Here is a 13,760-nt window from a genome sequence, read left to right on the forward strand (position 1 = left end):
AGAAAATTGTTTCGCATTTCGGATCAGTCGCTCCTCCTACCTTCAATCAGTTCCTTTGCCGCGTCGAGTCCAACTTGGTAAAAGTTGTTCACCGCATCTTCCCCGCCACCTTCTTCTTCACTTTCCCAAACCGAGTGGTAAAGAACGACCGTACTCTTACCACCGTTTGTGGGCGTGCAGCGAATAGTAGCTCGGTAACCAATCGAGTCGAACATCCCTCCGCGATACTCGTAAACATAGTGCAGGTCTTCTGGATCGAGTGAGCTGTGAACCAAGTCTTCGATGTTATCAATCTCCGAGCCAACGATGCGATTCTTCCTTCGCAGGACGCCGTCCTCATTCGCGATGGATCCTTCTGGTGGATCTTCACAAAGTGGATGCCAATCGGAGAGGGTGTAAAATCCAACTACGACTTTGAATACTTCTAACGGGGGAGCGTAGATGACTACGTGTTGGGAGGCTGAATACATAAAATGGTGACTGGGTTGCGTCTTTTTATTTTATAATTCACGATCCTCAGGGTTGAATAAAAGCCAAATACCCACTTTGCTTTACCCTTTTTAACGGACCATTCTTCATCTCGCCTGTGTTATCTCCAATTATAAATTATCATTTCCTCCCATGCAGCGACTGATTGTTTGTTGCGATGGTAGTTGGCGGGATCTGAATTCCGTTTACCCTTCGAATGTCATCAAGATGGCGCAAGCGATCACTGAAAAGGACGAGGATGGAATTCGGCAATCGGTCTTTTATGGTGAAGGGCTGGGCTCCAACACCAAGAGCCGTATCCGGGGAATCCTGGGCTTAGGTTTAGATCAGCATATTTTGGAGGCCTACAAGTTTCTTGCGCTCAACTATCATCCGGGGGACGAAATTTACCTCTTTGGCTTTAGTCGCGGAGCTTATACTGCGCGGAGTATTGCCGGATTGATTTATTGCAGCGGTCTAGTGGATCGTCCTTACATGCGCAACATTCCCGAAGCTTTCGAACTCTATCGGGATCCGGATACCACGCCGAGTTCTTCCAAAGCGAAGACCTTTCGTAAAAAGCATGGTGAACGCGCACCGGTGGAAGTGTTAGGCTGTTGGGATACGGTGGGCGCGCTGGGCATCCCCTTTCAGATTCCCGGTACGGAAATGGACGATGAGTTCAACCAGCGCTTTGCTTTTCATGACACCTGCGTAAACCCCATGGTGAAGTTCGCCTTTCATGCCAAGGCTATTGATGAACTTCGCTCGGTTTTTGAAGTCACACCGATGCAAGCCTGTAAAGGATCAGGACAAGTGGTTGAAGAAATGTGGTTTCCCGGGGATCATAGTTGTATAGGGGGAGGGAAGTTTCCTAAGGCACCGCTTTCGAATCGCTGCTTGCTTTGGATGTTTGAACGCATGGAGGCCCACGGAGTGAAGCTGCTAACCGATCTTTCTCGAATAGAAGACGGTGTCGCCTGTGACCATGCCATCGATTTTGATAATCAGATCAAAGGCATGTATAAACTGACTGGAGCTAAACTCCGATCCATAACCGGAAGCTTTGATCAATTAGACATAAGCGTAAATCGTCGTTGGCGAGACCGTCCTGACTACCGGCCCAAGAATTTGAGTCGCCGTTTCAGGAGTAAGCTGGAAGACTGGAGTGAATAGTCGTTATGAAATATCTTAGCTCTTTTGCCTTATTTCTTTCTATCCCCCTCTTATGCCTCGGGCACTCCGAGATCTGTTCCATCTATATGGAGGAGATGCTTGATGAAAGTACCCTCGATGTGAAGGTGATAGACGATTGGCACCGAGTGGGAGGTGCTGTGCCGACTCGGCAAAAGTACATGAGCATTAATGTCGGAGAACTATGGCCCGGGCAGCAGTACCGCGTGCCGGTGCGTTTGATAGTGCCAGCCGATCGTAAGGCTACAGGCTTTCATTTAACCGGTGGTAATAACCTGAAAAGGATTCAGCAAGATACAGAGATTCGTGGGGTAGCGATTGAGTTGATTCGTGGTGGCGTGGGTCTTGTTCAAACCATTGTCCAGAATCCCAATACCTGGGGACAGGGGCCTTTGGGCGATGAAATGAAAAAACGGTTTATCGAAACCCTGAATACACGCTACTCGATTCAGTTTTGGGGCTGGCCCGCGGGACTCTGTCGGGCGATCACGGCTGCTTATGCGGAAACAAATTATTTTGAAGTCGGTAAAATCGCTGTGTCGGGTGGGTCCAAAAATGGTGCCTCGCCTTCTGTGTCCATAATTCATGACCGTCGAATAACGGCTCAGCATGCGAATGTTTCACCGCTGTGGGACTCTCCGCTGAGGATGGGGGATAAGGAAGCCTGGGAAGCATTGAATATTGAGGATCAGGAGTATGCGCATCGCAAAGGGCTAGACGAAGACCTCGTAACGAAGATAACCCGGCATTTTTTTCGTGGGGGATACTTTGGTCCGGATTACAATCCCGATGCAATGAATGCCGGACATAGCTGGGAGCAGTTGGAAGAGTTGGCCGAGCGAATGGCTGATCACGTTTTTATTTCCCGGAATCTCGATGAGCTAAGGGCTAGGGGAGTGGACCTTTATTATCATCCCGGAACGCATGATTATGTATGCTTCGATGTCGCTTGGGGTGGTATCCACCATCCCGATATCCCTGTATATTTTGCTGCGAACACAGGCCACGGTAAGAAAAAGCGTCACCCCAAAAACGCCAGAGATGAAAGCAATCAGGCGGCTTTCTTGCTCAGTCATTTCTTTGACGATGTGGATGAGCTCCTGGAATCACCCCGGATTCAAACACGTTTAGAAGATGGAGAGTTGTCTGTCACTGTTACCTTTCCTGAAGGCTCGGTTGCTGAATCTGGAGAAATCTGGTGGATGAATAATCGAGGGTCTGATGGGAGTGGCGCCTACCTCGCTGAACTCATTCCGGATGAAAATTGGCGTAAGATGAAAGAATCCAATACTGGATCAACCTGGCAGGTGAAAGTTCCTGTATCTGCAGACGCCTTGCACATAGATGTGTTCACCAATCATCGAAAGACGATCCGGTATAATGGGCGTGATTATCCGACCTACATTTCAAGTCCCTACACGCGTGTTGTCTTTGATTAAAGAGTAGCACAGGCTTCCTAGCCTGTGTTTTGAAACAACGACTTTCAATCGATCGTGAAAGACCGATTTTTAGAGAAAACAACGTCTTTACGACTGAATCCCCATTCTTAAAGCCTACACAGGCAGGATGCCTGTGCTACTCTAGAACTCCGTTATCTCCGGTTACTCCTGTTCAAGCCTACAATTCCCCCAACAACTTTTCCATCAAAGGATCCTTCGTACGTTTGCCCCAGTAGTGGAGTGCGAGGCTTAGCTCGGCAATGGTGGTCGTGTCTTTTGAGTCTGCCCATCGATTATCCGTTTCGTCAGGGTCAGTAGGAAGGTGATAGAGCTCTGGTTCTCGCACGGTAGATAGAATCAATTTCCAATCGCCTTTAACAATACAGCGTTCCTCACCCTTTTCCAGGTCGGGCATGTTGGTGCTTCCGCTCTTATCAATGAAGGGGATGTTGACCATAACCAGAGAGGCGCGACCCTTGTCTGTCCGTCCAGAGATCTGATTGCCCAGGTTTACTCCGTCCAGACTCGGCCGTGCAACTAGCCCCATCAGGTTTGTCATGGTCTGATAAAGGTCCACCGCACTGATGAGTGCTTCACTGACCTGACCTTCTTTAATGACTCCCGGAAAACGCATTAGCAAAGGTACCCGTGCAGAGATGTCGTAACAGAGACGCTTATCGTGGTCGTTCCAACGGTGCTCGAAATTGTGCCCATGCTCCGTGGTGAAAACTACCAGAGTGTTTTCTGTCAGTCCGTTGTCGTCTAAGGCCTGAAGTAGATCACCCGCCGCATCGTCGACCGCGGTGCACATGGCATAGTAGATTCGACGTCTTTCATCGTCCGGATAAATATCGGCATACATGTCCTCATAGGATTGAGGAACGGAGTAGGCCGGGTGGGGCGGATAGTAGGAAGCAAAGGCAACAAACGGCTGATCGGGATCCTTGGTCATGAAGTCAATCACATCGGGAGTGATCACTTCCGTCTGGTAAACCATTTCCCCTTCGACTTCGTAGTAGTGTTTTGAGCCGCGCCCATCCCCGGGGTAGGTGGGCATCTCGTCCCAGGCATCGCGGGCTGGGTCTCCCAGGTGCCATTTTCCGAAATAACCCGTACGGTACCCGTTCTCCCGGTACAAGTCAGGTAGTATGCGGACATCGGTATCCAGGTCCCAGGTGTTTTCGATCACACCATGATTGTGCGGATAGAGCCCCGACATGATCGCCCCACGATTGGGGGCACAAACCGGTTGCGCCGTGTAAGCTCGATTGAAGCGAATCCCTTCCGTAGCAATACGGTCGAAATTGGGTGTCATCACCTCTGCTTCACCATAGACTCCCACACCATCGCGCCGATGCTGGTCTGTCAGGATAAACAAGAGGTTGGGCATTTTGTTTTCCTCTGCGTTCGTCTTTGGAATGATGCCAAATGCTAGGATAGAGACCAGCAGGACCAGGTGGTAGCTTAAGTGTGGTTTCCAGTGACCAATTCTCATTTCTCAGATGGATCGAAAATCTGGGGTGTTCAATTCGGCGGCAAGCCACCTCCTACACTTACGATTCCAATTATGAACTGTAGGAGGTGGCTTGCCGCCGAATTTGACTGAGGTTAAATTTGCGAGACCGACGATGCAGTCATGATGATGTCCGTGATGTTAGAAACGGTACCAGCATAACGTTTGTTCTGTCTCAGTTTTACCCAAGCAGGGTCGGAGCTGAATTTTTTCCAGTTGGCTTCCCGCTCTGCGATGTCCTTGAAGGCGAGCATATAAATAAGGTTCGGCATCAATGGGCCAGCCATTGTGTGTCCGAAGAATACAGGGTGAAGTCCAACATCGCGGAAGATCTCTATTTCGCCTCCTTCGTTAAACATCTCCACCTTGAGGTCACTCTTCATGCGATTGTGTGCTTCGTAAATGCGCATTTCAAAAATGCGTCCATCCACGCCTTTCACAGCCTTCGGGATTTCCAATTCTGGCATATGTGAGAAACAGCTCATGAGGGTGGTTTCCATTCGTTCGTAAAGCTGACCTTCTATCGTAGTATCAGACGCAGCTTTGAAGGCATCGGTAGCCGACAGTTTCTTCCAGGCGGTCGAGAAAGAATCCATATCCTTGTGAGGGACCAACATGTATACGTCTGCACCGTGTGAGCCGTGCTTCGGCTTAAAGACGCCAATCGGATTACATCCCAGTTTATTGAGGCCAGGGATGACCGTATCTCCTAAGTATTTTTCCAATGTGCGAACCGCTGGTCGGTTACGAACCACAAAACGGATGAGTTCGAGGTAACCCGCTTGTTGGCTTTTATGACCAGCTCCCTGGAGCAAAGTGCTGGTGCTGGCGCCTGCAACGGCTGCGGTGGTAATGAATGTGCGTCTGTTCATAGGTGTTGTTAAGAATTGTTACTGGTTTCTAGTTATTGGGTTATTCTCATAAATCCTATTAGGGAGGAGCTAATCAGGAGTTCATACAGTTGAGGAAGGGAAGGCAAGTTTTGAAGGAATATCCCCAGTTAAATTGTAAGCTCGATGGTTGATTTATGTCCTGATCTTTTAAAAACTCCATGCTCTTTCCCAATGTTGTTTATCTATAGAAAACTCTGCCGTTCCTTCTTTCAACCAGGAAAGTTGAGAACCTATGTTGCGTATGCTGTCGGCGAGATCCTCCTCATCGTCATCGGTATCCTAATCGCGGTGCAGATTGGTGATTGGAAAGAGGCTAGGCGGTTGGATCAGCAGCGCTCGGAGCTGATCGAAGATTTACAATCCGATTTTCAGACCAACCTTGAGAATCTCGATGAGACCTTGGAGATGGTGGAAGGTAACATGGCGCACATTGATGCGTTCCTGGCGAACATCTTTGATGAGGATAAGCATCTTACCGCAGAGGAGATGAAAGAACAGAGCACTCGTTCGTTTGCTCCGTTCGTATTTAGACCACTACTCGGAGCGTATAACACGGCCATTTCTTCAGGTACGATGACTTTGATCGACGATCCGGACTTGAACGAGTTGTTGCTCGATTACCAAGAACGCAGCGGACGTTTTGATCATTACAATGAAATGGCGAGTAGCGAATTTTTCCAGGGTGGCGTGCTGGACATTCGCAAGCAAGTGGGCAGCCTGGCAGGCTTTCAACCCGCCGGTGGAACTCCTCGCAAGGAGTTGACCTACACCGCCGATGTCTACCGGGAATTTTTTCGTCAGAAAGATGTCTACGCCGTCTACGAAAACTTTTACCTCATGAAACAGCTCCGCTGAAACTTCCTGAAGGATCTCAAGGCACTCACCGAAGACATCTTAGTCGCTCTGGAAATACTTGAATAAAAGATTTAAACAGGAGGTAACGGAGGAAGCAGAGATTAATGCTATGCGCACTAAAACCGCCTGCTACGTTCGAGGACGCTGAGAGCGCTGAGGAAAACAAGAAAAACAACTCTGCGTTCTCCGCGCCCTCTGCGGTTAAGATTACGCCGCTGCTAGCCCATTAGTGATGATAAGCGTGTATTAGCGGTTTAAAAAATACGTCGCTGCTAGATTTTAGTACAGCCGTATAGAATCCTCTCGGCTTCAGGCTCTTCGCTCTATGCTGGCGCAGCTCAACCTTTTTTAAACCCCAGATACGCCATCACTTCTTCATCGCCCTGGAGTGCACCTTTCGGTCGAGGATGTTCGTCGTTAAACACTTTTAAGTCTTCCGGTGGCAGGATCGTTACGAAGCTTTCGTCCCAGCCTTCGTTGTAGGGGATAGCTTTGCGGCTGAGGCCGAAGTGGTGGGCAAAGAAACCGTAGGCGGCGGCGCGTTTGGAGATGCCGTAGTCGTGACTCTCGAGGGGGAGGTGCACATTCTCGGCATTGTGCTCGGCGTCGTAGAGGGCGTAGACCTTTTGAACGTAGGGAAATTCAATGTTGGGTGTGTTGCGGGTCCAGTCAGCACCGTTAGAGACCATGAGCAACGGACGTGGTGCCGCCATCGCGCCGAACTCTACGTTGTTGGTCTGGTGCTGGTTACTCTTGTGAATGGCCATGCCGCTTTCGCAGACGCAGCCGCCAAAAAAATGAGCGGATATCTGTACTATGGGTGCGGATACGGTGATGCGGTCATCAATGGCGGTGAGGACAAAGGTTTGGGTTCCACCGCCAGAGCCACCGGTCATGCCGATACGTTTGGGATCTACGTCGGGACGCGATAATAAGTAATCTAGGATGCGGCTGCTGTTGAATATTTGGAGTAGCGCCGCGATGGGCATTTTGTGTGTCGTCTGAGTCGACTCGGCATAACCGACCATGTCGTAGGCAAAGGCAATCGCACCCATACGGGCGAAAGCCGCACAACGAATCTGCATATAGTCGGTGAGGCGTTTGTTGGCCAGGTGACCATGAGGGTTGAGAATGGCCGGGTTCTTAGCCTTCGGTTTGAGCGGCGAGTAGAGATTGCCGGTTATCCAGAAGCCGGGAAAACTTTCGATGGCGATATTCTCGACCACATAGCCGTCCATCTCACGACGGCTGTGAATGATGGGGTTAAAGTTCCCTTCGATCTTGGGCATGTGATCCCAATGCAGGCCGCCAAGGATCCCTTGCTTAATTTGTGCCTTCCGCTTTTCCCAGGTCTTTTTGTTTTTGTAGGTGGAGGCGAATTCCTTCAATTTCAAATTCGCCTCTGCAGGCGTCCAGTGATTGCCGATACAGAGCAGCTCTTCGGGCGCGGCCTCACTCATGGGTAGGAGCGCGGCGCTAAGGCTGGACAGGGTGAAAAGGAAAGCGAGGAAACCTGAAAAGAAGATTCTTAATGGGGTCTGGGTAGTCATACAGAAGTGTATAGTCGGCATGAGCTAGGTTTGGAAGTTAAATGTGGAAGATCGTTGTGGCAGGGGTGATAGAGTAGCACAGGCTTCCCAGCCTGTGTTTGTTTCAGGGCAGGTAAATTATACTTAGCATTTAAGGATAACGTGAGTGAGGTGCCTCTGGAGGCTGTTGTGAGATGCTGTTCCACTACACAGGTTGGGAAGCCTGTGCTACTTTATCTTTTAATTTTGCTCTTATCTATGTGGCCGCTAAGTTGAGCCCATGTCCTTTTCCCGTCGTGATTTTTTCAAAGGATCTGCGGGGCTCAGTGCGCTGGCCCTCAGTAGTCCCTCTTTACTTCAAGCCGTGGATTTTCCCGGAGCTGCCAAAGATCTTATTGAGGTAGCCCAGAAGCCGATCCTTTATCTGGAGGGTTTGAACGAACCGGTGATCATTCAATCGATCGATCTGCTGAAAAAGGATCGCCAGTATTATGTGCGTGTCCGGTCCAAGGACGGGGCGGAAGGCATTTCCGTGGACAATAACCGGGCCAGCATTTTGGCACCTATTTTCCTCGATCGAGTGGCTCCGTTTTTCATCGGTAAGGATGCGCGTGATTTGGAGCACCTGCTCTGGGAACTCTATCGCTGGCGCAGTAACTACAAATTGCAGGGGCTGGCTTTCTGGAGTCCGGTGGCCTGGTTGGAGTTTGCGGTGCTCGATTTACTGGGTCGGGTGGCGAATAAGTCCATGGGCGATTTGCTGGGTGGAGTGATTCGAAAGCGGATCCCCTTTTATGTAGCCAGTGGACAACGTGATTCCACACCGGAAGAGGAGGTCGAATACCTGCAGGGCCTGATCGATGAAACCAAGGCCAAGGCGGTAAAATACCGGGTGGGTGGTCGGATGAGTCGCAACGAAGATGCCATGCCTAATCGGACTAAAGAATTGATCCCCCTGACGCGAAAAGTCCTCGGTGACGACATTGCTTTGCATGCTGACTCCAATAGTTCCTATGATCCGCCCCAGGCCATTGAAGTTGGGAGGATGCTGGAAGATATTGGAGCGGTTTATTTTGAAGAGCCCTGCCAGTTTGATCGTCTGGAAGACACCAAACTGGTGACAGACAGGTTAGCCATCCCCGTTTCTGGTGGAGAGCAGGAATACAGTCACTGGCGTTTCCAATGGGCCATTCAGAATCGAGCGGTAGATATCGTTCAGCCTGATCTTCATTACTACGGGGGCATGATCCGTTCCATCCGTGTATCGCGTATGGCCGAGTTACGCAACATGCCGACTACCGTGCACATCTCTGGCGGATTTGGATTTATCTACATGTTGCATTTCGCATCGCGAACGAAATTCATCGGCCGCTACCAGGAATATAAACGAAACATCCAACGCTACAGTGACTGGTTTGATCCACCGCTTCGGATTGAGAATGGTGATCTGATTGTGCCTCAAGGACCCGGTGTCGGAATTGTCGATACGAAAGCCGTTTTGAAAGGGGCAGAAAAAGTAAACGTTTAGCCAAAAAGGATATGTCAGGAGTAGGAACTAAGAAAGTTTATGAGGATGATCGTTTGATTGTGTGGCATCTCGATCTGGCTCCCGGTGAGCATGGCGCTAAGCATACTCACAAGTTGGATTATCTGTTTAAAGTGATATCAGGATCGACTTTAGAGGTCTATGGGGCGCAGAACGAACTGCTCGATACGGTACAACTGGAACCAGGAGGAGCCCATAGTTTTCACATCATAGGGGACGAGATTCATGGTGATACCCCGGGTTATCCGGTCGTGCCCGCTACGCATAGTGCGAAGAATGTGGGCACCGAGACCTTTCGTGAAGTATTGGTGGAGTTTAAGGGGTAGCGTAGCGCAGGCATCTTGGCTTTGTAGGGTTCGTGAAAGTGGATATCATAGGGGGCGAGATTAGTTGGTGTGATGTGCTTATTCCGCTTGTTCGCAGGCATTGTTTCAAAACACAGGCAAGATGCCTGGGCTACTTTTCCCGGAACGCTGAGCACCAGCTCGGCCATCTTTAACCATCCTTGAAGTAAATTTGAAATCCTTTGGTAACGGCGCCCTCGGCGAGGTCGCCCTACCTTTCTTAAGGAATATTGATTCTCCTACACCCGGAAGAAGACCTTTTTCCGATACAGCCAATAGAGGATCAGCCACTGGATGAGCACCAGGCCGCCAAATAGAATAAACTGTTGTGTCGCTTCGTTGCTGAAGAGGTTGGCGAAGCCTTTGAAGAAGAAATTCCTACTGGCATCGAGTGGAATCCACCACTGAGCAGCATAGATGGCGATGGAGTTCATGCCAATGGGGACAAAGACCCAACCGAGCCAGCGAAGTCCCCAGACGTCCATGACGGTGTAGAATAAGGAAAGTAATATAAAGGACCAGCCGCCGGCCCAGAGAATGAAGGAAGGGGACCAGAGGTCCTTAATGATGGGAAAAGAAAAGCTCCAGATCCATCCGAGGATGAGGCAAGCGAATCCGGCGATCAATAGCTCTATGCCGCAACGCAGGTCAGGCGTTTTGTAACTCTTGATACGTTGTCCGACCATCCCGCCCAGCATACCGAGCATGCCTCCGGTCAAGATACGGATGGTGCCTTCGGGGTCGTAGAGCTCGCGATAGAGATTAGTGGTGATGAGATTGCGATCCAACCAGGCAGCCAGATTGTTGTCAGGAGTAATGGCGTCGGCTTTGCCCGGGTAAGGGAGGTAGTAAATGGCCAAGTGATAGAGAATCAGAACGCCGAAGAATAGGATCAGCTTATGTTTCCAGTTTTCAATGTGGAGGTTGAGGCTGGCTCCGATCATGTAGCTCATTCCGATCATCCACAGCACGGTGTAGAGGCGGAGCGCTCCTGCTTCGAATTTGAAGAAACTATAGCTCAGGCCAATGAGAACAATGATGAGCGAGCGTTTGATGATTCCCCATTGTATTTTCTTTACCGTTACGCCTTTGGCTTTTTGAGATAATACCGAGTAGGGGACTGTGACGCCTGAAATAAATACAAAGAGGGGGAATATGAGGTCGAAAAAGCGGAAGCCTTCCCATGCAACGTGAGTCATTTGCTCTGCCAATGCCTCAATCCAGCTTTCCGGAAATCCCAGCATTCCAAAGAATGCAGCCACTGCGCCGGCACCTCCAATGATCCAGAACATGTCAAAGCCCCTGAGTGCGTCCAAGGATACCAGACGCTGCGGCTTTGAGGAGTCGTCTGAATCGGTCATCAGAGCCTTACGATGCGTCCGGCCTCCACGCTCTTGACTTCTGCTTCAACGATGCGGATGGAATCTGCGGCTTCTGTTGCTGTAACGACACTAGGTGTCTCTCCCGTGCGGATACATTTTGCCAGATAAGTCATCTCCCCTTTGTAGCCATCTGGTCCGGCGCATTTTACGGCCTTAGGTTCAGGTGGTTTACGATTCCCTTTGGCTTTGCGGTAGAGCATCAACGGTGCATCAGATCGGCTTGGATCATAGTCGGCCGTAGCGTGCTCGAATTGTACGATGTAGCTCATGCTGAAAGGTTTGGTTTCGGCGGAGGCCCAGCTTCCTTCAGCGGTAACCACGGGTCCACCTTCATAAATATAACGGGTGTTTACGTGATCGATACATCCGCTGGGGCCTGTCCAACCTCCGCTACTCACTCCATTGGGCATGCCAAAGACGTAGTGAATAAAGTCGGTGTCGTGCAGGTGAAGATCCAAGATGGCACCTCCAGAGAGTTTACCATTGAGGAACCAACCGGGAGGAAAAGCTCCGACGCGTTTGAATTCCGCTGCGATGACTTTGCCATGGGTACCTTTCTCAACGACTTTCTTCAGCCAGGCCCATTCTGGCCAAAAACGAAGACACATAGCAGGTTGGAAAAAACCCGCTCCTTTGTCTGCAGCACGAGCAATGCGGCGTGCATCTGCAACGGTGCGGGCGAGGGGCTTTTCACAAAGCACATGTTTGCCCGCCTTGATAGCGGCGAGTGCCAAGTCGATATGAAAAGGAGTCGGGACGCAGATATCGACCAGGTCCACTTCGTCAGAATGAATCAGCTCCATGGGATCGCCGGTTCCTTTGACCCTTGAGAAGTCGATGGATTTGGCTCCGCCTTCCATGTTTGACCAGGAACCGGAAAAGTCGCCTGCGGCGCGCTTAGGATCGGTGTCTGCTACCATACTTAGGCGTGTTCCACGTATACCTGCCCAACCGGTCAAGTGCATTTGGCCCATCATTCCAAGGCCGATGATTCCAACTTTAATCATAACTGGTGTTTTAGTGTAAGAGTGTTTCTAAATGGTTTTTTGCGGCTAGGATATCAGCGACCCGATCGTCGCCCGCTTCGCGTTCGATGACCAGTGCGCCTTTGTAGTTTGCTCGGTTCAGAATCTCCAAAAATGCTGGCCAATCCACTTCTCCGGTACCGACAACTACTTCTTCTCCCCAGGTGCCAGGAGTTTTTGTCTTATTGGCATCTTTAATGTGCACTTGCTGTAAGTAAGGGACCAGGGAACGCAGCCCTTCAATGGGATCCCCTTTATCGTAAAGGATCATGTTGGCGGGATCAAAGTTCACTCCGACATTCGGGGCTGCTAGATCGTCAAGGAAATGGGATAAATGGCTGCCTTCTTCTTGTCCGGTTTCGAAGGATAGCATGATACCTGAGTCGTCAAAGAGGGTTGCCAGTGTGCGTAAGCGGGTAATGAGTTTCTCATAGTCGGGATCGTTCTGATCCTCGGGCAGGAACCCTGCGTGGAAACTTACCAGGTCCAGGCCCAGGGAGCGAGCGGCTTCGACCACATCCTTGGCAATTTGCTGGTTGGCCTCCCAATGCTCATCGGGAATGACTCCGCCGGTTTGCTTGATCGTCTCCATGGAGGTGTAGTCTTCGCCCACTGTTCCAAACATGCCCGATACGATTTCGATGCCGGCCTTGGCTAGCTCGACACCGATGGCGGCGCCTCCTTGGCTACCACGATGGTCGTTGAGGGCAAGTTGCACCTTGTTGAGGCCCAGGGATTGGACCATGCTGACGAGTTCGGCGGTGTCTTTTGGCTGGAGGGACCAACTGCAGACGGCGATATTCTCTGCGGGAGTGGATGAGTTCGACATAAGGGTCTAAGCTTCTCAGGCCGATTTGTGTCTGGCAAGAACTCTCCTTGATTCGATCCTAATGAACCCCTTTTTGTAATTCTTTACGCTCCCGGCGCATATGTTCTCTGAAATTACTGGGTGTGGGAATCTCCTCTTCAAACAAGTAGGTGGCGATTGCTTCCAGGTCCTCATCCGGTAGCAGTAGAGGAGGCATGATTTTAAAATTGCGGATGGCACCGGGCATCATGGTTTTTTCCTGGGTTGGGTTCTTAACCCCTTCCACAACGGCTGAAACAAAACCTGCTTTGTCTTCCTTGAAAAACTGACTGTAGTGATCCTTAACCATAGCCATGGGGGTTGCCAGCATGGGGTCAGTGAAGCTGTTTTTATGGCAGGCTGTGCAGATCGTGTTGAACTTAGCTTTTCCGTCTTGAGCCAGTTCGCTTAAGGTTGTGGCTTCTTTGGCAGTAATAGGCTCGGCGAGGCGATCTTCAATGGCTTGGACGCGGGCTTGAAGAGCTTCCAGGTCTTTTTCGAGACTGGCGTGACCACTCGACCAAAGTGTGTATGCGAATGCGATTACCGCGCAGATGCTAAGGCTAATAGATTTCATGATCTTACTCTAATGGTTTTTAGGTGGGCGTCAGCTTGTGGGGCCAAGCATTACCTGAGATTATATTTATTTTGGAATTTTCTAATAATTCACGGAGTGGACGAATTAGGTATTCTCATTTGACCTGCCTTTCGGGATCTCCAAGGCT

General features: G+C 50.2%; 13 protein-coding genes. 5 read left to right on the plus strand and 8 right to left on the minus strand.

Annotated elements, in window-relative coordinates; genetic code table 11:
- Positions 1-23: 23 nt before the first annotated feature.
- Positions 24-470, minus strand: a complete 447-nt coding sequence (locus tag GA003_04740) for an SRPBCC family protein (GenBank protein QXD29286.1) — start codon at positions 468-470, stop codon at positions 24-26.
- A 151-nt stretch (positions 471-621) separates the two neighbouring features.
- Between GA003_04740 and GA003_04745 the strand changes: the two genes are divergently transcribed.
- The gene (locus tag GA003_04745; GenBank protein ID QXD29287.1) at positions 622-1,644 is read left to right on the plus strand and encodes a DUF2235 domain-containing protein; all 1,023 of its coding nucleotides are present in this window, start codon (positions 622-624) and stop codon (positions 1,642-1,644) included.
- A 5-nt stretch (positions 1,645-1,649) separates the two neighbouring features.
- Positions 1,650-3,101 carry a hypothetical protein gene (locus tag GA003_04750; GenBank protein ID QXD29288.1) on the plus strand — a complete coding sequence of 484 codons (1,452 nt, stop codon included), beginning with the start codon at positions 1,650-1,652 and terminating at the stop codon, positions 3,099-3,101.
- A gap of 178 nt (positions 3,102-3,279) precedes the next feature.
- Here the strand turns inward: GA003_04750 and GA003_04755 are convergent, their stop codons facing one another.
- Both GA003_04755 and GA003_04760 read right to left on the minus strand, forming a co-directional pair.
- Positions 3,280-4,596: a sulfatase-like hydrolase/transferase gene (locus tag GA003_04755; GenBank protein QXD29289.1), complete on the minus strand. Its 1,317-nt coding sequence runs from the start codon at positions 4,594-4,596 to the stop codon at positions 3,280-3,282.
- A 113-nt stretch (positions 4,597-4,709) separates the two neighbouring features.
- Positions 4,710-5,486: an NIPSNAP family protein gene (locus GA003_04760; GenBank protein QXD29290.1), complete on the minus strand. Its 777-nt coding sequence runs from the start codon at positions 5,484-5,486 to the stop codon at positions 4,710-4,712.
- A 192-nt stretch (positions 5,487-5,678) separates the two neighbouring features.
- Between GA003_04760 and GA003_04765 the strand changes: the two genes are divergently transcribed.
- Positions 5,679-6,362 (plus strand): hypothetical protein, encoded by a 684-nt coding sequence (locus GA003_04765; protein ID QXD29291.1) that lies wholly within the window; start codon positions 5,679-5,681, stop codon positions 6,360-6,362.
- Between the two features lie 338 nt (positions 6,363-6,700).
- Here GA003_04765 and GA003_04770 read toward each other — a convergent pair whose 3' ends face one another.
- Entirely contained in the window at positions 6,701-7,912 is a 1,212-nt protein-coding gene (locus GA003_04770; protein ID QXD29292.1) for an acetylxylan esterase, read from the minus strand.
- 259 nt (positions 7,913-8,171) lie between these two features.
- Between GA003_04770 and GA003_04775 the strand changes: the two genes are divergently transcribed.
- Positions 8,172-9,419, plus strand: coding sequence for a mandelate racemase/muconate lactonizing enzyme family protein (locus GA003_04775; protein QXD29293.1), 1,248 nt, complete (start codon positions 8,172-8,174; stop codon positions 9,417-9,419).
- 11 nt (positions 9,420-9,430) lie between these two features.
- Entirely contained in the window at positions 9,431-9,763 is a 333-nt protein-coding gene (locus tag GA003_04780; GenBank protein QXD29294.1) for a hypothetical protein, read from the plus strand.
- Between the two features lie 257 nt (positions 9,764-10,020).
- Here the strand turns inward: GA003_04780 and GA003_04785 are convergent, their stop codons facing one another.
- Genes GA003_04785 through GA003_04800 form a run of 4 tightly spaced genes read right to left on the minus strand, consistent with a single transcriptional unit; the run spans position 10,021 to position 13,612 of the window.
- Positions 10,021-11,142 carry a DUF5009 domain-containing protein gene (locus GA003_04785; protein ID QXD29295.1) on the minus strand — a complete coding sequence of 374 codons (1,122 nt, stop codon included), beginning with the start codon at positions 11,140-11,142 and terminating at the stop codon, positions 10,021-10,023.
- Positions 11,142-12,170, minus strand: coding sequence for a Gfo/Idh/MocA family oxidoreductase (locus GA003_04790; protein ID QXD29296.1), 1,029 nt, complete (start codon positions 12,168-12,170; stop codon positions 11,142-11,144). The genes GA003_04785 and GA003_04790 overlap by 1 nt, the downstream gene beginning before the upstream one ends.
- Positions 12,171-12,180: 10 nt before the next feature.
- A complete protein-coding gene (locus GA003_04795) occupies positions 12,181-13,017 on the minus strand; it encodes a sugar phosphate isomerase/epimerase (GenBank protein ID QXD29297.1) in 837 nt (278 codons plus the stop codon).
- A 58-nt stretch (positions 13,018-13,075) separates the two neighbouring features.
- Positions 13,076-13,612 carry a cytochrome c gene (locus GA003_04800; protein ID QXD29298.1) on the minus strand — a complete coding sequence of 179 codons (537 nt, stop codon included), beginning with the start codon at positions 13,610-13,612 and terminating at the stop codon, positions 13,076-13,078.
- Positions 13,613-13,760: the final 148 nt, after the last annotated feature.

This window comes from Opitutia bacterium ISCC 52 (assembly GCA_014529675.2).
GTDB lineage: Bacteria > Verrucomicrobiota > Verrucomicrobiia > Opitutales > UBA2995 > UBA2995.